At 62.4% G+C, this 19,957-nt stretch carries 20 protein-coding genes; 9 read left to right on the top strand and 11 right to left on the bottom strand.

The features are described 5' to 3' along the window. Positions 1–24: 24 nt before the first annotated feature. A complete protein-coding gene (pdxH, locus tag PQR27_RS17135) occupies positions 25–666 on the bottom strand; it encodes a pyridoxamine 5'-phosphate oxidase (RefSeq protein ID WP_408524755.1) in 642 nt (213 codons plus the stop codon). Positions 667–873: 207 nt separating this feature from the next. On the opposite strand from pdxH, the gene tcdA reads away from it, so the two are divergent. Next, positions 874–1,743, top strand: a complete 870-nt coding sequence (tcdA, locus tag PQR27_RS17130; RefSeq protein WP_408524754.1) for a tRNA cyclic N6-threonylcarbamoyladenosine(37) synthase TcdA — start codon at positions 874–876, stop codon at positions 1,741–1,743. Between the two features lie 64 nt (positions 1,744–1,807). On the opposite strand, the gene trxA is transcribed toward tcdA, so the two are convergent. Then, positions 1,808–2,656, bottom strand: coding sequence for a thioredoxin (gene trxA, locus PQR27_RS17125; RefSeq protein WP_408524753.1), 849 nt, complete (start codon positions 2,654–2,656; stop codon positions 1,808–1,810). A 55-nt stretch (positions 2,657–2,711) separates the two neighbouring features. Then, positions 2,712–3,593 carry a pirin family protein gene (locus PQR27_RS17120; protein WP_408524752.1) on the bottom strand — a complete coding sequence of 294 codons (882 nt, stop codon included), beginning with the start codon at positions 3,591–3,593 and terminating at the stop codon, positions 2,712–2,714. Positions 3,594–3,772: 179 nt separating this feature from the next. Here PQR27_RS17120 and PQR27_RS17115 point away from each other — a divergent pair, with 179 nt between their 5' ends. Further along, positions 3,773–4,654 carry an EamA family transporter gene (locus PQR27_RS17115; protein WP_408524751.1) on the top strand — a complete coding sequence of 294 codons (882 nt, stop codon included), beginning with the start codon at positions 3,773–3,775 and terminating at the stop codon, positions 4,652–4,654. Positions 4,655–4,729: 75 nt separating this feature from the next. On the opposite strand, the gene PQR27_RS17110 is transcribed toward PQR27_RS17115, so the two are convergent. The 3 genes from PQR27_RS17110 to tsaE form a co-directional block, all read right to left on the bottom strand. Then, positions 4,730–6,093, bottom strand: a protein-coding gene (locus PQR27_RS17110) for an IS3 family transposase (protein ID WP_408522330.1) whose coding sequence is annotated in 2 segments (ribosomal slippage) — positions 4,730–5,631 and positions 5,631–6,093 — 1,365 coding nt in all. Because the reading frame shifts where the segments join, the coding sequence is not laid out codon by codon here. 94 nt (positions 6,094–6,187) lie between these two features. Beyond that, positions 6,188–7,792, bottom strand: a complete 1,605-nt coding sequence (locus PQR27_RS17105; RefSeq protein ID WP_408524750.1) for an N-acetylmuramoyl-L-alanine amidase — start codon at positions 7,790–7,792, stop codon at positions 6,188–6,190. After that, a complete protein-coding gene (gene tsaE / locus PQR27_RS17100) occupies positions 7,774–8,346 on the bottom strand; it encodes a tRNA (adenosine(37)-N6)-threonylcarbamoyltransferase complex ATPase subunit type 1 TsaE (RefSeq protein ID WP_408524749.1) in 573 nt (190 codons plus the stop codon). Before tsaE ends, PQR27_RS17105 begins: the two co-directional genes overlap by 19 nt. A gap of 17 nt (positions 8,347–8,363) precedes the next feature. On the opposite strand from tsaE, the gene queG reads away from it, so the two are divergent. The 3 genes from queG (at position 8,364) to xerD (ending at position 11,077) form a co-directional block, all read left to right on the top strand. After that, positions 8,364–9,605, top strand: a complete 1,242-nt coding sequence (queG, locus tag PQR27_RS17095) for a tRNA epoxyqueuosine(34) reductase QueG (RefSeq protein WP_408524748.1) — start codon at positions 8,364–8,366, stop codon at positions 9,603–9,605. 69 nt (positions 9,606–9,674) lie between these two features. Then, complete coding sequence (locus PQR27_RS17090) at positions 9,675–10,145, top strand: methylated-DNA--[protein]-cysteine S-methyltransferase (protein WP_408524747.1); 471 nt, start codon at positions 9,675–9,677, stop codon at positions 10,143–10,145. Then, on the top strand, positions 10,142–11,077 hold the full coding sequence (gene xerD / locus PQR27_RS17085) for a site-specific tyrosine recombinase XerD (protein WP_408524746.1): 936 nt from the start codon (positions 10,142–10,144) through the stop codon (positions 11,075–11,077). The genes PQR27_RS17090 and xerD overlap by 4 nt, the downstream gene beginning before the upstream one ends. 52 nt (positions 11,078–11,129) lie before the next feature. Here xerD and PQR27_RS17080 read toward each other — a convergent pair whose 3' ends face one another. After that, the gene (locus PQR27_RS17080; RefSeq protein ID WP_408524745.1) at positions 11,130–12,692 is read right to left on the bottom strand and encodes a class I adenylate-forming enzyme family protein; all 1,563 of its coding nucleotides are present in this window, start codon (positions 12,690–12,692) and stop codon (positions 11,130–11,132) included. Positions 12,693–12,832: 140 nt separating this feature from the next. Between PQR27_RS17080 and ybaK the strand changes: the two genes are divergently transcribed. After that, positions 12,833–13,324, top strand: coding sequence for a Cys-tRNA(Pro) deacylase (ybaK, locus tag PQR27_RS17075; RefSeq protein ID WP_408524744.1), 492 nt, complete (start codon positions 12,833–12,835; stop codon positions 13,322–13,324). A gap of 125 nt (positions 13,325–13,449) precedes the next feature. Then, complete coding sequence (plsY, locus tag PQR27_RS17070; RefSeq protein ID WP_408524743.1) at positions 13,450–14,094, top strand: glycerol-3-phosphate 1-O-acyltransferase PlsY; 645 nt, start codon at positions 13,450–13,452, stop codon at positions 14,092–14,094. 54 nt (positions 14,095–14,148) lie between these two features. Here the strand turns inward: plsY and PQR27_RS17065 are convergent, their stop codons facing one another. Then, positions 14,149–14,634, bottom strand: a complete 486-nt coding sequence (locus PQR27_RS17065) for a YajQ family cyclic di-GMP-binding protein (protein ID WP_028197943.1) — start codon at positions 14,632–14,634, stop codon at positions 14,149–14,151. Between the two features lie 195 nt (positions 14,635–14,829). Here PQR27_RS17065 and murB point away from each other — a divergent pair, with 195 nt between their 5' ends. Further along, the gene (gene murB, locus PQR27_RS17060) at positions 14,830–15,870 is read left to right on the top strand and encodes a UDP-N-acetylmuramate dehydrogenase (protein WP_408524742.1); all 1,041 of its coding nucleotides are present in this window, start codon (positions 14,830–14,832) and stop codon (positions 15,868–15,870) included. Between the two features lie 96 nt (positions 15,871–15,966). On the opposite strand, the gene PQR27_RS17055 is transcribed toward murB, so the two are convergent. Next, positions 15,967–17,193 carry an argininosuccinate synthase gene (locus PQR27_RS17055; RefSeq protein ID WP_408524741.1) on the bottom strand — a complete coding sequence of 409 codons (1,227 nt, stop codon included), beginning with the start codon at positions 17,191–17,193 and terminating at the stop codon, positions 15,967–15,969. Positions 17,194–17,452: 259 nt separating this feature from the next. After that, the gene (argF, locus tag PQR27_RS17050; RefSeq protein ID WP_408524740.1) at positions 17,453–18,382 is read right to left on the bottom strand and encodes an ornithine carbamoyltransferase; all 930 of its coding nucleotides are present in this window, start codon (positions 18,380–18,382) and stop codon (positions 17,453–17,455) included. 433 nt (positions 18,383–18,815) lie between these two features. On the opposite strand from argF, the gene PQR27_RS17045 reads away from it, so the two are divergent. Further along, complete coding sequence (locus PQR27_RS17045; protein ID WP_408524739.1) at positions 18,816–19,163, top strand: DUF3579 domain-containing protein; 348 nt, start codon at positions 18,816–18,818, stop codon at positions 19,161–19,163. 228 nt (positions 19,164–19,391) lie between these two features. Here the strand turns inward: PQR27_RS17045 and rpsT are convergent, their stop codons facing one another. Further along, positions 19,392–19,670 (bottom strand): 30S ribosomal protein S20, encoded by a 279-nt coding sequence (gene rpsT, locus PQR27_RS17040; RefSeq protein WP_054034306.1) that lies wholly within the window; start codon positions 19,668–19,670, stop codon positions 19,392–19,394. Positions 19,671–19,957 lie beyond the last annotated feature (287 nt).

The raw sequence follows: 19,957 nt of genomic DNA, 5'->3' as shown, positions 1-19,957 counted from the left end.
GCCGGAAAACTTTATTTTTCAGATTCAAGGCGATAGACGGGCGATTTGCCAATCGCTGCTTTCGCTTGAACGCGTATAGAGGAGGCGGTCGTGCAAACGCGACGGCCGGCCCTGCCAGAATTCGATTGCTTCGGGAACCAGACGATAGCCACCCCAATGAGGCGGACGCGGCGGTTGATCACCGTATTGCAGGCTGATTTCGCGCTCGCGTGCTTCGAGTTGCGAGCGGCTTTCAATTACCTGACTCTGATTGGATGCCCATGCGCCGATACGCGAACCGAGCGGGCGCGACGCGAAGTACGTGTCGCTTTCTTCCGCGCTGGTTTTAACGACCGTGCCCTCGATGCGCACCTGGCGCTCGAGTTCGATCCAGTAGAACAGCAGGCTTGCGTACGGATTGGCGGTGAGTTCGCGGCCCTTGCGGCTTTCGTAATTGGTGAAGAACACAAAGCCACGCTCGTCGACGCCCTTGATCAGAACGATGCGCGCCGACGGCCGGCCGCGCGAGTCAACCGTGGCCAGCGTCATCGTATTCGGTTCGGGCAGTTGGGCGTCGACCGCTTGTGCAAACCATGCGTCGAATTGACGGAACGGGTTGCGGTTGATGTCGGCAACGTCCAACGAACCTAGCGAATAGTTTTTTCGAAGTTCGGCGAGTGAGGTCATATTCTTATGCGAACACTACAGTCAAGCCAGTATAGCTAAGGCGTAAATTTTTTGCGCGCGACGCGTTTAAGGCTTTGCGCCGTACGCCGCACGGAGGCCGCGTGCGTGCCGCCCATGCGGATTGACGCGATCAGGCAAAATACGGGCTGCGAACGCCCACGCATTTCTCCTTTTCAGTTTTGCCTGTTTTCCAACGAGCCTGCCACCATGTCCAGCACCACCGCGCAATCCGATCTTACTACCAGCCTCGACGGGAATGAAACCGCTGATCGCGCGCGGCGTTTCGGCGGCATCGCCCGCCTGTATGGGACGCCGGCGCTCGCCGCGTTCGAAAATGCGCATGTCGCGGTGATCGGTATCGGCGGGGTCGGCTCGTGGGTGGCGGAGGCGCTCGCGCGTAGCGCGATCGGCACGCTGACGCTGATCGATCTCGACAATGTCGCCGAAAGCAACACCAACCGGCAGATTCACGCGCTCGACGGCAACTACGGAAAACCGAAAGTCGAGGCGATGGCCGAGCGTATTGCGGCCATCAATCCGTTTTGCGACGTGCGCCTTGTGGAGGACTTTGTCGAGCCGGACAACTTCGCGGCGACGCTCGGCGGCGGATTCGATTATGTGATCGACGCGATCGACAGCGTACGCACCAAGACCGCATTGATCGCGTGGTGCGTCGAGAAAAAGCAGCCCTTGATCACGGTGGGTGGCGCCGGAGGTCAACTGGACCCGACGCGCATTCGTATCGACGATCTCGCGTTGACGATCCAGGATCCGTTGCTCTCGAAAGTGCGCGGGCAGTTGCGCAAACTGCATGGTTTTCCGCGTGGACCGAAGGCCAGGTTTAAGGTCAGCGCGGTGTATTCCGACGAGCCGCTGATCTATCCTGAAGTCGCCGTTTGTGACATCGACGCAGAAGCCGAGCACGTGAGCACCTCGCCCGGCCATACGGGGCCGGTCGGCCTGAACTGTGCGGGATTTGGTTCGAGCGTGTGTGTGACCGCGAGCTTTGGTTTTGCGGCGGCCGCGCATGTGCTGCGGGCGTTGGGAAAGCAGGCGGCGGGTTCTAGCGTAGCGTGACAGAACGCGGCTGCGGATGGAATCAGGCCGCGGCACGCTGGACGCACCTGAACCCCTCTGTAGATCAGAACAGCGACGCGCTCAGCTTGCGCCGCCATTGCGATACCAACTCCGGCTGATGCCCGGCCAGATCGAACACCGAGAGCATCGTCTTACGGCCGATGTCGTCGCGGAACGTGCGGTCGCGCTGCACGATCGCCAGCAGATGTTCGAGCGCGCCCGCGTAATTGCGGCGGGCGATCAGTGCGCTAGCCAGATCGAAGCGCGCTTCGAGGTCGCCCGGTTCGGCGGCCACGCGCGCTTCGAGTGCGTCGGTGGGTGGCAGGTCCGCAGCGGCGTCCACGGCGTCCAGACGGGTCTTGATCGCGTTGAAGCGCGGGTCGATGCCCTGGGTGGTTTTCGGCGACAGCAGGTCGACTTCATTGCGCACTTCGTCGATGCGGTTGTCTTCGAGCAGCAATTCAATGCGGTCCATGCGTGCTTCGTCGAATCCCGGGTCGTAGGCGAGCGCGGCTTGCAGCGCGTCGTAAGCGTCCTCGCGACGACCTTCGGCCAGCGCCGTTTGCGCTTCGAGGCGCGCCGCGTCCGCGCCTTGCGGCACGAGGCGTTCGATAAACTCGCGCAACTGGCCTTCCGGCAGCACGCCCACGAATTGATCGACCGGCTGGCCGTCGGCAAACGCCATGACGTGCGGAATGCTGCGCACCTGGAAGTGCGCGGCGAGCTCCTGGTTTTCGTCCACGTTCACTTTCACCAGCTTCCATTTGCCGGCTGCTTCGGTTTCGAGCTTTTCCAGCATCGGGCCAAGTGTCTTGCAGGGGCCGCACCAGGGCGCCCAGAAATCGACCAGCACGGGGGCCAGTGTCGACGCCGTGATGACGTCCTGTTCGAAAGTGGCCAGAGTGGTGTCCATTGCGTCCTCGTCGATAAAACGGATGTCAGTTTAAATGGGGGGGAAGCGGAGAATTTCAATGCCCCTGGCGTTCGGGCAAAGGAATCCATTCGGTTTCGCCCGGCACGGTGCCCATTTCCTGATTGCTCCACGCAACTTTCGCCGCCTCGATCTTCTCCCGCGAACTGGCCACGAAATTCCATTCGATAAAGCGCTCGCCGTCGAGTTTCTCGCCGCCGAGCAGCATCACGCGCGCGCCGTGCGTGCTGGCGAGCGTGACCGTTTCGTCGAGCGCGAGCACGGCCATCTGGCCCACTTCGAGCGGCGTGCCGTCGATTTCCAGATCGCCGTCCACCAGATAGACGCCGCGTTCCTCGTGTTCGGGTTCGAGCGCGAACGCGCCGCCCGGCGCGAAGTGCGCAGCGACGTACAGCGTGCCGGAAAAGGTCGTGACCGGCGAGGTTGCGCCGAACGCCGTGCCAGCGATCACCCGCAGCGTGACGCCGTTGCGCTCGACCACCGGCAGCGTATCGGCCGCGTGATGCGAGAAGGACGGTTCGGTCTCTTCGTCTTCGAGCGGCAAGGCTACCCACGTCTGGATGCCGTGCATGGTCAGGCCGCTGGCGCGGTCTTCGGACGGCGTGCGCTCGGAATGGACAATGCCGCGGCCCGCCGTCATCCAGTTGACGTCGCCAGGAACGATCTTCTGTTCTGAGCCGAGGCTGTCGCGATGCATGATCGCGCCTTCGAACAGATACGTCACGGTGGCAAGGCCGATATGCGGATGGGGGCGCACGTCGAGACCGACGCCGGGTTCGAGCGTGGCGGGGCCCATGTGGTCGAAGAAAATGAACGGGCCGATCAGGCGCGCCGCCATGGCCGGCAGCACGCGCCGCACGGTAAGGCTGCCAACGTCGCGCAGATGCGGCTTGAGGACGGCTTTGATCGAGGAAGACATGGGCGGGCTCGTCTGGAAGGGTGAGTTGGGTTTTTGCTTAATGGACGATTCTACTGCGGCAGCCAGAATGGTGACGGTTTGTGGCCGGCGGGTGCCCCGGAGATCCGTAGCGTGCAGGTTCCGTTGCCCATATCGCTGTCCGCTAAACTCCCAGATTCAACCATCAATCGGAGACCGGGATGTCGCCCAGGGATCTGTTGCTCGCGCTGGTCGTCGTCGTCGCGTGGGGTGTCAATTTCGTCGTGATCAAGGTGGGCCTGCATGGCGTGCCGCCGATGCTGCTCGGCGCACTGCGCTTCGCGCTCGCCGCAGTGCCGGCTGTGTTCTTCGTCAAGCGGCCGCAGGTGCCATGGCGCTGGTTGCTCGCATACGGCGCGACCATTTCGTTCGGTCAGTTCGCTTTTCTGTTTTCGGCCATGTATGTCGGCATGCCGGCGGGGCTTGCGTCGCTGGTCTTGCAGGCGCAGGCGTTCTTCACGCTGATCTTCGCCGCGCTGTTTCTGCACGAACGCTTTCGCCTGCCGAACGTTGCCGGTTTGCTGATCGCGGCGGGCGGGCTCGCGGTGATCGGCATGCAGGGCGGCCACGCCATGACACTCGCCGGTTTCGTCCTGACGCTATGCGCCGCGGGCTCGTGGGCGCTTGGCAATATCGTCACCAAGAAGGTCGGCAAGGTCGATCTGGTTGGGCTCGTGGTGTGGGGCAGCCTGATTCCGCCGCTGCCGTTCCTCGCTCTCTCGTATGCATTCGAGGGTCCGCAGCGGATCGTGGCGGCGTTGTCCGGCATCAGCGCGATATCGATTTTCGCCATTGTGTACCTCGCGTTTATTGCCACGCTGATCGGCTACGGGTTGTGGAGCCGATTGTTGTCGCGCTATCCGGCGAGCCAGGTTGCGCCGTTTTCGTTGCTGGTGCCGATTGTCGGGCTCGCTTCGGCATCGCTGTTTCTGGACGAGCAACTGTCCACGGCGCAGGTCGCCGGCGCACTGCTCGTGATGGCGGGCCTCGCGGTAAATGTGTTCGGCGGCTGGGTCCTGCAGCGATTCTCGCCGGCGCGTTGAGCGGCGCGCATGCTTGCACGAGGAATGAAAAACGGCCGCATCTGAACTGACCCCGCAAAGTTGGACAGTTTGCGTTCAGGTTTGAGAGGGCTGGGTTCTGTACATCACAGGACTCAGCCCGTTTAGTTTCAGCTTGATGCGTGTGTGGTTGTAGTAGTGAATGTATTGTCTGATGCCAGCCTTCAACTCGTCGATACTTTCAAACCTGCTCAGCCGGAAGAACTCCGCCTTGAGCGTGCCAAAGAAGCTTTCCATTGCCGCATTGTCGTAGCAGTTTGCCTTGCGCGACATGCTCTGCGTCAGGCCGTGTTGATCCAGCAGCCGTCGATAAGCAGGCATCTGGTACTGCCAGCCTTGGTCCGAATGCAGCAGCGGGGTCTCCTGAGGACCAAGCTTTGCCAGCGCTTTTTTCAGCATGCCGCTGACCAGATCGAAGACCGGTCGCGTGTTCATCTGATAAGCCACGATCTCGCCGTTATACAGATCCATGACCGGTGACAGATACAGCTTCTGCCCCAGCACGTTGAACTCCGTCACGTCCGTCACCCACTTCTGATTGGGCTGCTGTGCGCTGAACTCGCGGTTTAACAGGTTCGGCGCAATACGCCCGACTTCGCCGCGCCATGAGCGGTATTTCTTTGCGCGCACCAGCGATTTCAGTTTCAGTTGTCCCATCAGACGTTGCACCGTCTTGTGGTTCACGCTCTGGCCCGCCTGCCGGATCGCCGCCGTGATGCGCCGGTAGCCATAACGGCCCTTGTGGCGTTCATACACAGTCTTGATGCGGGTTTTGAGGTCCTTGTGCCGCTCACCGGCATCCGGCACGCTCAACTGGTAGTAGAACGTGCTGCGCGCCAGACCCGCTGCCTTGAGCAAAGCGGGCATCGGATGGTGCTGCCGGAGCTCCTGCACTATTTGCGCTTTTTCTTTTGCGCGCCCTGCTTCTTCGCCTGAAGCAGGGCATCGAGCTTTTTTAGATAGGCCACCTCCGCGCGCAGGTACTCGTTTTCCTTGAGCAACTGCTCACGCGTGCGCTTATCTGGCGCACTGACTTCGGTTGGCTTTTCAGGAACTGGCTGGGTCATTGTTTTGCGGCGCCCTCGTGGACGAGGCGCCAGTGCGTCGATACCGCCATCATGATACCGGCGTTCCCATTGCGCTATGCAGCCCGGACTGCGGATGTCGAACACCGCAGCCACCTGCCGGTATGGCAAATTCTTCTGCCACATGTGCATGAGTACCGACATCCTGAACTGCGCGTCATAGTGACTGAATTTCTTGCGCAGTCCGTCCCGTCCATGTTGCTCGTAGGCCGCAATCCAGAGCTGCAAAACCGAGCGGCTCACTCCGTACCGCTTTGCAAGTACCTCGACACCAGCCGAACCGGTCACGTACTGCTTCACCAGTTTCAGCTTTAACTGCTCACTGTACTTGGCCATGAAAAACACCCCAAAGGTTGGATCGGTGTCCAACTTTTGGGGTGCAGTTCACATCGAGCGGCCGTTTTTTATTGCGTGATCGCACGCGGTTGCGTCACGTCATGCGGTTTTTCGCTAGCGGCGGGTTCGCCGCGAAATAGCGCTTGATGCCGTTCATGATCGCGTCGGCCATCTTCTCGCGATAGGCGTCATCGTTCAGGCGACGCTCTTCGTCCGGGTTGCTGATGAAGGCGGTCTCCACAAGAATCGACGGAATATCCGGCGCCTTGAGCACCGCAAAACCGGCCTGCTCGACCGCGCCCTTGTGCAGCTTGTTGATGCCGCCGATTTCCTTCAGCACGAAGTTGCCGTAGCGCATCGAGTCGCGAATCTGCGCGGTGGTCGACATGTCGAACAGCGCGCGGTTGACGGTGGCGTCGGCGGATTTGATGTTGATGCCGCCGATCTGATCCGACGAGTTCTCCTTGTTCGCTATCCAGCGCGCGGCGGCGCTCGACGCGCCATGCTCGGACAACGCGAACACCGACGAGCCTTTCGCATCCGGCGTGGTGAACGCGTCCGCGTGAATCGACACGAACAGGTCCGCGCCGACGCGCCGCGCCTTCTGCACACGTACATTCAGCGGCACGAAGAAGTCGGCGTCGCGGGTCATCATGGCGCGCATGTTGGGTTGCGCGTCGATCTTCGCGCGCAGCTTCTTCGCGATGTCGAGCGCGACGTGCTTCTCGTAGGTTCCCGAGCCGCCGATCGCGCCCGGGTCTTCGCCGCCATGGCCGGGGTCGATTGCAACCGTAAGCAGGCGCACCGTGTTGCTCTTGCCGGACTTCGGCGCGGTGAAAGCGTAGTTGTCGTCGCCGTCGTCGTCAGTGGTACCGAGATTGCTGCCGCTGGTGCCACCGCTGGTGCCACCGCTGGTGCCGACGCTATTGCCGCCCTTGTTGCGGGCGATCGCGGCAGGCGGCGCGGCGGGTGCCGTCGGCTTGCTGAGGATCGGCGGAGCGGCTGGCGGCGCGCTATGCGTTGGCGGATGCGGCACGCTGGGCGCGGACCCGCTGCCGCCGTTCTGCGCGTAACGCTCGAAAAACGCCTCGCTGTTATCGGCGGTGGGCGGCGTGGTGCCGGGGCCGCTCAGCGTGGCGGGCGGCGCGTTGTTTTCGTCCAGCGTCTGCTGTTTGCGCTCGGTCTGCGCAAGCAGGTCCATCAACGGATCCGGCGCGACAGCAGGGTAGAGGTCGAACACCAGCCGGTACTTGTACGCGCCGACCGGCGGCAACGTGAACACCTGCGGCTTCACCGAGCCTTTCAGGTCGAACACCATCCGCACCACGTGCGGTTGGTACTGTCCGACGCGCACCGACTGGATCTGCGGGTCGTTCGGCGTGATCTTCGACACCAGATCCTTCAGCGCCTGGTCCAGATCGAGGCCGCTCAGATCGACCACCAGCCGGTCCGGACCCTGCAGCAAGTGCTGGGCGTTCTCCAGCGGCTGATCCGATTCGATCGTTACACGCGTGTAATCGCGCGCCGGCCAGACCCGCACGCCGAGCACCGAGCTCGCCCACGCAAGACGCGGGGCGACAAGGCCGAGCACGAGCGTCGACGCGCCCGCGCGCAGGATCTGCCGGCGCCGCCAGTTATGCGTTGCGGTAGCCGCCGATTCGATCGAGCGGAACGGTTTGATCAACATCTTTCGAGACATGCCTTTCCTGATTCGCTGTATGCCTGCGCGACGAGTACGCGGCCGTCGCCCTCGCTGTCCAGATCGAGCGAGAAGACGAGATCCGGCACGCCAAGGAGCCGCCCCGCGCGCTGCGGCCATTCGACGAGGCAGATGGCGCCGCTGTCGAAGTACTCGCGAAAGCCCGCGTCGGCCCATTCGGCGGGGTCGGTGAATCTGTACAGATCGAAGTGATAGAGCGCGAGTTCCCCAGCGGGCCGCTCGAGCACGTAGGGTTCGACGAGGGTGTAGGTGGGACTGCGCACCCGGCCGGTGTGGCCGAGACCGCGCAAGGTCGCGCGTACGAGTGTGGTTTTGCCCGCGCCGAGATCGCCGACAAGCTGTACCTGCAGCCCGTGGAATGCCTTGCTGCTCTTGCTGCCCGGCGCTTGCTGCTGCGCGTCGCGCACGCTTTCGATCGCGTGTGCGAAACGCGCGCCGAATGCGTTGGTGGCGGCTTCATCCGCGAGCGCAAAGTAGCGTTCGAGCAGGAGATTGGCGGGCGGTTGGATCGCGAGATCGGGATTGACGGGCATTCTCGTAAAATGGCGTGATGAACCGAAGTCCGGAGTCCCCAATTTCCTGCACGCCTGCGTCCGACGACGATGCGCGTGCCGTGCGTCATTTCGATGAAGCGGCGCTGCAAGCGCTCGCGCTGAACATCAAAACGTGGGGCCGTGAACTGGGTTTTGGGGCGATCGGCATTAGCGATACCGATCTCTCCGCTGCCGAAGCGCCGCTCGCCGCATGGCTGGACGCGGGTTGTCACGGCGAGATGGATTATATGGCGAAACACGGGATGAAACGCGCGCGGCCCGCCGAGCTTGTGGCCGGTACGCGACGTGTGATTACCGCGCGCATTGCCTATTTGCCCGCCCAGACACTCGATGGAAAGCTCAGTGCAAGCGCTCTGCAGGATGCGCCGCTCGCGCCGCAAGACTGGCGTGCAGCCGAGCATGCGCGGCTTGCGGACCCGTCGGCGGCGGTGGTGTCGATCTATGCGCGCGGCCGCGATTATCACAAGGTGATGCGTAACCGTTTGCAACATATGGCCGAGAAAATCGAAGCGGAAATCGGTGCATTCGGCTATCGCGTGTTTACCGATTCTGCGCCGGTGCTCGAAGTCGAACTGGCGCAGAAGGCCGGTATCGGCTGGCGCGGCAAGCACACGTTGCTGTTGCAGCGCGACGCCGGTTCGCTGTTTTTTCTCGGCGAAATCTATGTCGACGTGCCGTTGCCCACCGACGCGCAAACCCTGCCGGAGCAGGCGCCCGAAACGCCGGGCTCGCATTGCGGCAGCTGTACGCGCTGCATCGGCGCGTGCCCGACAGGCGCGATCGTCGCACCGTACAAGGTCGATGCGCGGCTGTGCATTTCCTATCTGACCATCGAACTGAAGGGCAGTATTCCGCTGGAAATGCGGCCGCTGATCGGTAATCGTGTGTATGGCTGCGACGATTGCCAGCTCGTGTGTCCATGGAACAAGTTCGCGCAGGCCGCGCCGGTCGCGGATTTCGACGTACGACACGGACTCGATCGCGCGTCGCTGGTCGAGCTGTTCGCGTGGAGCGCGGACGAATTCGATACGCGGATGCAGGGCAGCGCGATTCGCCGCATCGGCTATGAGAGCTGGCTGCGCAATCTGGCGGTGGGAATGGGCAATGCGCTGCGTGCTTCGTCCGGAACGCTGGACGCCGAGGCCCGGGAGGCGATCGTCGCCGCGCTGCGCGTACGCGCCGACGACCCGTCCGCCGTGGTGCGCGAGCATGTGGAATGGGCGTTGGAAGCGGCGTAAAGTAGCGGCATTCCGGCGGGCGCTTTCGTTTCGTATCAGGACGCCGCGCAATTCACGGAGCAGGTAACCATGTTCAACGCAGTGATCGATGCGCCGTTTGGCAAAGTCGGCATCCGCCTCGAGGGCGACGCCGTGCGCGAGATCGTCTATCTGCCGGATTCGATGCGCAACGTCGCGCCGGACACGCCGCTGGCGAAGCAGACGGCGGAGCAGATCGAACGGTATTTCGAGCGCGCGTCGGCGAAGTTCGAGTTGCCGCTCGCAACGGTCGGCACCGCATTTCAGCGGCGCGTCTGGCAGGCGATCAGCGACATCCCGCCGGGTGTCGTGCTGACATACGGGCAACTGGCGAGGCAACTCGGCAGCGCGCCGCGTGCCGTGGGGCAGGCGTGCGGCTCCAACTATTTTCCGATTGTGATTCCCTGTCACCGGGTGGTGAGTTCGAGCGGCATCGGCGGCTTTGCGCACCACGCCGGCGACGGGTTCTTTCGCAACGTTAAGCGCTGGCTATTGGCGCATGAGGGCATTCCGTACGCATGAGCGACACCCTGGCTGACGACGCGAGCGTTGCGTCTCCTCTGTTTCTGGCGAGCGCCGCGTCGATCGATGCGTTCTGCGACGCGCTGTGGCTCGAACACGGCCTGTCGCGCAATACACTCGACGCCTACCGCCGTGACCTGCGCCTGTTCTGCGAATGGCTCGCGCAAACCCGCAACGCGTCGCTCGATACCGCAAGCGAAGTCGATCTCAACGCCTATAGCGCGGCGCGTCAGAAAGACAAATCCACCTCGGCGAACCGGCGGCTCTCGGTCTTTCGCCGTTACTACGGCTGGGCTGTGCGCGAGCATCGCGCCAGCGTCGATCCGACGCTGCGCATCCGGTCGGCTAAACAGCCGCCGCGTTTTCCGTCGACGCTCAGCGAAGCGCAGGTCGAAGCCCTGCTCGGCGCGCCCGATGTCGACACGCCTTTGGGCCTGCGCGACCGCACGATGCTGGAGCTGATGTACGCGAGCGGTCTGCGCGTCACTGAACTCGTCACGCTGAAGACCGTTGAAGTAGGCCTGAACGAAGGCGTGGTGCGCGTGATGGGCAAGGGCTCGAAAGAGCGTCTGATTCCGTTCGGCGAAGAGGCGCATGGCTGGATCGAACGCTATCTGCGCGAAGCGCGTCCGGCATTGCTCGGTGCGCGCGCGACCGACGCGCTGTTCGTCACGAACCGCGCGGAGGGCATGACGCGCCAGCAGTTCTGGCACATCATCAAGCGGCACGCGGCCGCGGCCGAGGTGCATGCGCCGCTCTCACCGCATACGTTGCGGCACGCGTTTGCCACGCACCTGCTGAATCACGGCGCCGATTTGCGCGTCGTGCAACTGCTGCTCGGCCACACCGATATCTCCACCACGCAGATTTACACGCACGTGGCCCGCGAACGGTTGAAGTCGCTGCATGCGCAACATCATCCGCGGGGATAGGACGCAGGCCGTTGCCGCTGTGTCCAGGTGCGTTTAGCTGCGTCCACCCGCGTCAAACGAATTCACGCAACCGGTGCTTGAGAATCTTGCCGGTCGACGCCGCCGGCAGCGCGGCGAGCACCTTTACTTCGGCAGGGCGCTTATACGGCGCGAGACGCTCGCCGCACCACGCGATCAGTTCCGCCGGCGTGACCGTGGCGCCCGCGATCAATTCGACGAACGCGACGACTTCCTCGTTACCCTCCACCGCGCGTCCGATCACCGCCGATTGCACCACGTGTGGATGCGCATTCAGCGCGTGTTCGACTTCGGCCGGATACACGTTGAAGCCGGAACGAATGATCAGCTCCTTGCTGCGCCCGACGATATGCAGCGCGCCGTCCGTGTCCTGGCGCGCAAGGTCGCCGGTTTTCAGCCAACCGTCTGCCGTCACGGCGGCGCGGGTCTGCTCGGGGCTGTGGTAGTAGCCGAGCATCACGTTCGGACCGCGCACCCACAATTCGCCGACTTCGCCCGCTGCCGCGTCTACGCCGTCGCGCCCGACGAAACGGATCTCGACGCCCGGGATGACTTCGCCGACCGAGCAATCGCTGCGTGGCGCATCGAGCATGGTGTGCGAGACGGTCGGGCTGCTCTCGGTCATACCGTAGCCGTTGTGCAGCGTGAGACCGTAGACGCTTTCGACCTGCGCCTTGAGGGCCGCGTCGAGCGGCGAGCCGCCCGAATAGGCAAAGCGCAGATGCGGCGCGGACCACGGGTGGCCGTGCGTCTGTAAATGTTCGAGCAGTTTGGCATGCATGGCCGGGACGCCCTGGAAGATCGACACGCGCTCGTCAGCGAGTGCGCGACGCACCGCTTCCGGCGCGAAGCGCGGCACGAGGCGCACGGTGGCGCCCGCATGCAGGCTGCCGAGGCATACCGACGCGAAGCCGTACACGTGGGAGATCGGCAGCACGGCGTACACGACATCGTCCGGACCGACTTTGCGCAGGCGGCTCGAAACGGCCGCGATAAAAAGCAGGTTGCGATGCGACAGCATCACGCCCTTTGGCGCGCCGGTCGTGCCTGTGGTGTAGATGAGCGCCGCGCACTGGCGGTGGCTGTCAGCCTCGACGGGTTCGGCCTTGACTGTCTGATCCACGCTGTAGGACCACGCGCCGATCTCCGGCGTGATGGAAGGCGCCGGCCGTGCCTGATGGCGCCGAGCGTGCTGTTGCGCATCGGCTGAGCTCTCGACAGCATAGGCGACCACGCGCGGCTGTGCGTGCGCACGGATCGCGTCGAACTCAGCGGCGGAGAGCCGCGCATTCGACACCAGCGCCCACGCGTCGAGCCGGGCGGTGGCGAACAGCAGCACGATCTGCACGATGCTGTTTTCCGCGACGATCATCACGCGATCGCCGCCGCGCACGCCCCATTCGCGCAGCAGCGCGGCGGCGGCCTCGACGGCTTGCAGCAGTTGCGCGTTGGTGAGGCGGCGCGCATCCTCGATCAGTGCGACGTGCTGCGGATCGCGCGCTGCGGCGAGCACCGGAATCTCGGCGATGCGCGCGGGCAGTGCGGCGAGCAAGGCCGGAATATCGATGGCATGACGGCTAGGGGAATCGAAGCTCAATCGTGTCTCCAGAAAAACGGTGCGATGCCCGGCATACGTGCGCCGGAATATTTTCGAACGATCGTGCCACAATCACCGGGTCCATACAATTGGCCATTCGGCAAATAGCCGTTGTGCAAAGTCGCCATTACAATGCGCCGATGAGCAAATCCAGACACGTTTCCGAAACGCCCGCGACGCAATTTCTGCGCCGTCATGGCGTCGCCTTCGGCGAACATCCTTACGATTATGTCGAGCACGGCGGCACCGGGGAATCGGCGCGCCAGCTCGGGGTTGACGAGCACCATGTGGTCAAGACCCTGGTGATGGAAGACGAGCACGCCAAGCCGCTGATCGTGCTGATGCACGGCGACCGCACCGTCAGCACCAAGAATCTGGCGCGGCAGATCGGCGCGAAACGCGTCGAACCATGCAAACCCGAGGTGGCGAATCGTCATTCCGGTTACCTGATCGGCGGCACCTCGCCGTTCGGCACGCGCAAGCAGATGCCGGTGTACGTGGAGTCGAGCATTCTGGAGATGGACCAGATCTGGCTGAACGGCGGGCGGCGCGGCTTTCTGGTCAGCATCGCACCCACGGTCCTGACCGGGTTGCTGGCGGCGAAGCCGGTGCAATGCGCGAGCGTCGATTGATGTTTGCCTGATTGTTTTCCGGGCGCGCGGGTTCGGTAGAATGTGCGCCGCTTGATTCCGAGTAGCGTTCCCTGTTGCGGTTGGGGTATCGAGTTTCAGACCGCCGATCCTTATAAGAGTCCCAGATGCAAAACCTGATCGTTGCTGCCGTTGCCTACCTGATTGGTTCGGTGTCGTTTGCCGTGATCGTCAGCGCCGCGATGGGGTTGGACGACCCGCGCTCCTATGGCTCGGGCAATCCTGGCGCCACCAACGTGCTGCGCAGCGGCAGCAAGAAGGCCGCGATTCTTACGCTGATCGGCGACGCATTCAAAGGGTGGCTGCCGGTATGGTTCGTCGTGCACTTCGGCGCGCGTTACGGACTCGACGATACGTCGGTGGCGATTGCATCGGTTGCCGTGTTTCTCGGCCACCTGTATCCGGTGTTCTTCCGCTTCAAGGGCGGCAAAGGCGTGGCGACCGCGGCGGGCGTGTTGCTCGCGATCAACCCGATTCTTGGCGTCGCGACCTTGCTGACCTGGCTGATCGTGGCGTTCTTCACGCGCTATTCGTCGCTGGCGGCATTGGCGGCGGCGGTGTTCGCGCCGCTCTTCGACGGCTTTCTGTTCGGGCCGCACGTCATCGCGCTGGCGATCGTGGTGATGAGTTCGTTGCTGGTGTGGCGCCACCGCGGCAACATCGCCAAATTGATGCGCGGCCAGGAAAGCCGCATCGGCGACAAGAAGAAGGCCGACGCGGCGGCACGCCCGGCGGCGGGTAACGAGCCCTGAGACAGGCTCTGAGCGGCGGCGCCGTGTGGCACCGTCGCTTCGAAGCGCTACCGCTTAGTCGCGGAAGTTGTTGAAGTCGAGCGGGGTATCGGTCACGTCCTTGCGCAGCATGGCGATCACGCTTTGCAGATCGTCGCGCTTGCCGCCGGTGATACGCACCGCGTCGCCCTGAATGCTCGCCTGAACCTTGATCTTGCTGTCCTTCACAAGGCGCACGATTTTCTTCGACAGATCGCCCGACACGCCTTTCTTGATCTTGATGACCTGCTTGACCTTGTCGCCGCCGATTTTCTCGATCTTGCCGTAGTCGAGGAAGCGCACGTCCACATTGCGCTTGGCCATTTTCGACAGCAGCACGTCTTTGACCTGGCCGAGTTTGAAATCGTCGTCGGCGTAGGCCGTGATTTCGCTTTCCTTGTGCTCGACGCGCGCGTCCGACCCTTTGAAGTCGAAACGGGTTGAAATTTCCTTGTTGGACTGCTCGATCGCGTTCTTGACTTCGATCATGTCCGCTTCGCAGACGACGTCAAACGATGGCATTGCATTCTCCCAATAGTGCTGCGGTGCGTGACGCGGCCGGTCGGCTGCTCACGGGGCACTCGCTATAATCACGGACCGGACGTCATTTTACCGACGCCACTCCCTTTTGCCCAAGGCCGTCGCGCATTGTCGCGTGGCTGGGGCCCGACGTTGCTTCATTCGTTGTTTCATCCGTTGTTTCATTCTTCCATTCCGATGTCCCAATCCGATTCCGCTGCGTTCATTGCTGGTTATCCGCTCAAGGCGCACAACACCTTCGGGTTCGACGTTCGCGCGCAGTTTGCGTGCCGCATCGAGCACGAAGCGCAACTGATGGCGGCCATGCGCGATCCGCGTGCGGCGGGATTGCCGCGTCTGGTGCTGGGCGGCGGCAGCAATGTCGTGCTGACTGGCGACTTCGCCGGGCTGGTGCTGCTGGTTGCCATGCGAGGCCGCCGGCTCGTGCGTGAAGACGACGACGTGTGGTACGTGGAAGCGGCGGCGGGCGAGCCGTGGCATGACTTTGTCGCATGGACCTTGTCTCAGGGGTACGCCGGGCTGGAAAACCTCGCGCTGATTCCTGGCACGGTCGGCGCGGCGCCGATCCAGAATATCGGCGCGTATGGGCTGGAAATGTGCGAGCGGTTTGCGTCGCTCAGAGCGCTGGAGTTGGCGACGGGCGAGGCACATGAACTCGATGCCGACGCTTGCCGATTCGGCTATCGCGACAGTTTTTTCAAGGGGGAAGGGCGCGACCGTTTCGTGATTACCTCGGTTACTTTCCGTTTGCCGAAGCTGTGGCAGCCGCGCGCTGGATATGCGGACATCGCGCGCGAACTGGCTGCGAGTGGCTGTGCCGATGCGCCACCAACCGCGCAGGAAATCTTCGATGCGGTGGTGGCGGTGCGGCGCGCCAAGCTGCCCGATCCGCTGGAACTCGGTAACGCCGGGAGTTTCTTCAAGAACCCGGTGGTGGAGGCAACGCAGTTCGCGGCGCTGAAGGCCAAGGAGCCTGAGGTCGTGTCTTATCTTCAACCGGATGGCCGGGTGAAGCTCGCAGCGGGCTGGTTGATCGATCGATGTGGCTGGAAAGGGCGTGCCATGGGTGCGGCGGCCGTGCATGATCGGCAGGCGCTGGTGTTGGTCAATCGCGGCGGAGCGAGCGGAGCGGAGGTGTTGGCACTGGCGAAGGCGATTCAGCAAGATGTACTGACGCGGTTTGGGGTGGCGTTGGAGGCGGAACCGGTGTGTTTGTGACGGGTTGAATGCGCGGCTATGCGCTGCGCAACGCAATGAAAAAGGCGCCAGGAGTTTCCTCCCGGCGCCTTTTTGACATCTGCAGCTCAGTGATGCCTAGCCGCGCTGACGACGTGCGTTCTCAGCAATCCGCATGCGCAGCGCGTTCAGCTTGATGAACCCGCCAGCGTCGGCCTGATTGTAAGCACCGCCGTCGTCGTCGAACGTGGCGATGGTCTTGTCGAACAGCGTTTCCTTCGAATCGCGCGCGACAACCGACACACCGCCCTTGTACAGCTTCACGCGCACCCAGCCGTTGACCTTCTCTTGCGTGTGGTCGATCAGCACCTGAATGGCGCGGCGCTCCGGGCTCCACCAGTAGCCGTTATAAATCAGCGAAGCGTAACGGGCCATCAGGTCGTCTTTCAGATGCGCCACTTCACGGTCGAGCGTGATCGACTCGATGCCGCGGTGCGCCTTGAGCATGATCGTGCCGCCCGGCGTTTCATAGCAGCCACGCGACTTCATGCCGACGTAACGGTTTTCGACCAGGTCCAGACGGCCAATGCCGTGCTTGCCGCCCAAACGGTTCAGTTCGGTCAGCATTTCGGCCGCCGACAGACGCTTGCCGTTGATCGCAACCGGATCGCCGTGTTCGTACTCGATGTCGAGGTACTCAGCCTGCTCGGGCGCCTGTTCAGGCGACACCGTCCAACGCCACATATCGGCTTCGGCCTCGGCCTTCGGGTCTTCCAGGTGACGGCCTTCGAACGAGATGTGCAGCAGGTTCGCGTCCATCGAATACGGCGCGCCGCCTTGCTTGTGCTTCATTTCGATCGGAATGCCGGCCTTTTCGGCGTACGCGAGCAGCTTTTCGCGCGAAAGCAGATCCCATTCGCGCCACGGAGCGATCACCTTGATGCCCGGCTCCAGTGCGTAGTAGCCGAGTTCGAAGCGAACCTGGTCGTTGCCCTTGCCGGTTGCGCCGTGCGACACAGCCTGGGCGCCCGCAGCGCGAGCAATTTCGATCTGACGCTTGGCGATCAGCGGCCGGGCGATCGACGTGCCGAGCAGATACTCGCCTTCATAGATCGTGTTGGCGCGGAACATCGGGAACACGTAATCGCGCACGAATTCTTCGCGCAGATCTTCAATGAAGATGTTTTCCTGCTTGATGCCGAGTTGCAGGGCTTTCTTGCGCGCCGGTTCCAGCTCTTCGCCCTGGCCGATGTCGGCCGTGAACGTGACGACTTCGGCGTCGTAGTTGTCCTGCAACCACTTCAGGATGACGGAGGTGTCGAGGCCGCCGGAGTAGGCGAGCACGACTTTCTTGATATCGCTCATGGTGAACTCGTAGCTGGAGAAAGCGGGAAAACAGACGCACCGGCCGTTCCGGAGCGCGGAAAAACGCTATTTTGACACTAAACCGCTGGGCGTCCGCGTTTTTGGGGGATGCGTTGGGACATTCAGGCGGAATAGCCAGACCCGCATACCGTTGCGGGCCGTGGCCGATTGCAGCGAGTTGCGTGGCGCGAATCGTGGATGCCTTGCCTCGTATTCAAGGCCCCGTCGCGCTCACGCAGATGCTGCGAAGCGGCTCAGCTCAGTGATTCAGCTTGCCGAGCAGCAGGTATTCCATCAAGGCCTTTTGCACATGCAGACGGTTTTCCGCCTCGTCCCATACGACGCTTTGCGACCCGTCGATCACATCCGCGCTGACTTCCTCGCCGCGGTGAGCAGGCAAACAGTGCATGAAGAGCGCATCGGGTTTGGCGCGCGCCATCATGTCGGTGTCGACACACCAGTCTGCGAAGGCTGTCTTGCGCGCTTCGTTTTCGGCCTCGAAACCCATGCTGGTCCACACGTCTGTGGTGACCAGATCGGCACCGGCGCAGGCCTCGTTCGGATCGTCGAATTCCTGATAGAACGGCGCGCTTTCGGCAGCGACCATTGCGTGGTCGAGCTTGTAACCCGGCGGCGTGGACAGGCGCAGCTTGAAGCCGAGAATCTGTGCAGCTTCGATCCAGGTGTACAGCATGTTATTGGCGTCGCCGACCCACGCGACTGTCCTGTCGCGAATCGGTCCGCGGTGCTCGAAGTACGTGAAAATGTCCGCCAATACCTGGCACGGGTGATACTCGTTGGTGAGCCCGTTGATCACCGGCACGCGCGAATTTTTGGCGAAGAGCTGAATGATGTCCTGGCCGAACGTGCGGATCATGATGATGTCGACCATGCGCGAGATCACCTGCGCTGCGTCTTCAATCGGTTCGCCGCGGCCAAGTTGCGTGTCGCGCGTGCTCATGAATACAGCATGGCCGCCGAGCTGGAATATGCCGGCTTCGAACGACAGGCGCGTGCGAGTCGAGTTTTTCTCGAAGATCATCGCGAGCGTGCGGTCGTGCAGCGGATGGTAAGTCTCGTAGTTCTTGAACTTGCGCTTCAGAATGCGCGCGCGCTCCAGTACGTACTCGTAGTCTTCCAGCGAGAAATCCTTGAACTGCAGGTAGTGGCGAATTTTCTTGGCGGTCATGAAACAAATACGGCGGTCTCACCCGGCAGGATTGCCGGACGGCGCCGCCGTCGTTTGTGGTAACTCAATGCAGCATAAAGGATTTTGCCCCGTTTGACGAGTCGGCCGAAAGGGCGTGCATGGCGTATGAAAGCCTCGCCGAACCGTTGGACAGAGCTTGTGTGCGGTGCGGAAAAAGGTCCGCTGCGCTATAATCTACGGGTTATCCCAAACCCAGCAGGCCGGTATTCTGCTTGCGGGACACGGCTCGCGCGCCGGGAGAAAGTTTCCTCGCGGTGCGCCGTCATGACGATCGCCATAGCAGCTCAGCCTGCCTGCCCGATCTGTGGTGGTGCAGCTCGCCAAAGCGGCGTGTGTGACGTGTTCAGGCAACCCAGAGCCTTTTCGTCCGCTTTGCCGTCATCTTGCTGGGCAGTCACACAGGTATCCCTACATGGCCGAAGCAGCTCCAACCGAATACTTCATTCAGGGCATCACCTCGAACGGGAAAAAGTTTCGACCGAGCGATTGGTCGGAGCGGCTCGCAGGCGTGATGTCATGCTTCGGCCCCAGCCCGGGCGGCAGGGGGCCAAACGCGTACCTTCAGTACTCGCTGTACGTCCGGCCAACTATGATTGGGGACCTCAAGTGCGTGATTCTCGATTCGCGATTGCGCGACATCGAGCCGATGGCCTTCGATTTCGTTCTCAACTTCGCGAAAGACAACGATCTCCTCGTGACGGAGGCGTGTGAGTTGGAACTCGAGCATGCCGCGCCGCAAGCCAAAAGACACGTGATATAGCGCAAACCGGCTGGATCGCCAAAAGTAAAAAAACCCGCAAGCAGCGGGTTTTTTTATGAACGGGGCGGAGGCCTCAGTGTGCGGCCCGCCAATCACCTGCGCGCACGTGCGCGCCGAGCCGCGGGCTACTGTGCGGATCTGTCGGTGCGAAGCAAAAAAGCCCGCCGAGGCGAGCTTTTCTGGTGCAGCGGAAACAGGAGGTAGCCCACCGAAGCGGGCTGACCGGAATTACTGCGCTGCGGGCGCTTGCAGACCCTTGAGGGCTGCAGCGAGACGGCTCTTGTTACGAGCGGCCTTGTTCTTGTGAACGATTTTCTTGTCGGCGATGATGTCGATGGTCTTCGACGACGCCTGGAAGATTTCGACGGCCTTAGCCTTGTCGCCGGCTTCGATTGCCTTGCGGACAGCCTTGATTGCCGTGCGGAACTTCGAGCGCAGTGCCGAGTTGTGCGAGTTTGCCTTGGCGGCCTGGCGGGCGCGCTTGCGTGCTTGTGCGGAGTTAGCCATGACGGTTCCTTATCCTGTTCCTGTTTCCAGTACCTGACCTTCAAGTGGTGAGGTGCTGCTTTTAGATCCGAACTCTTGGAAGCGATTGCCCAAGAGCGCAAAAAGTGTCGAATGAATCGATCGAACGACGCGAAGGCGGGCTCGTGTTCGGGGGTGTTTCGAGGATGTGGGTGGCTGTGGGTGGCAACTGGGTGCCGACCTGAGCCTCGTCCAAACACTGTCCGAAAATTGAGCGAGCTTCGAAACCGGCGATTATAGCAACAAAATCAGGCACGTGGCAACGGGCA

Source organism: Paraburkholderia fungorum (assembly GCF_046027215.1).
Classification (GTDB): Bacteria; Pseudomonadota; Gammaproteobacteria; order Burkholderiales; family Burkholderiaceae; genus Paraburkholderia; species Paraburkholderia fungorum_D.
This window is presented reverse-complemented; position numbering and strand designations above follow the sequence as displayed.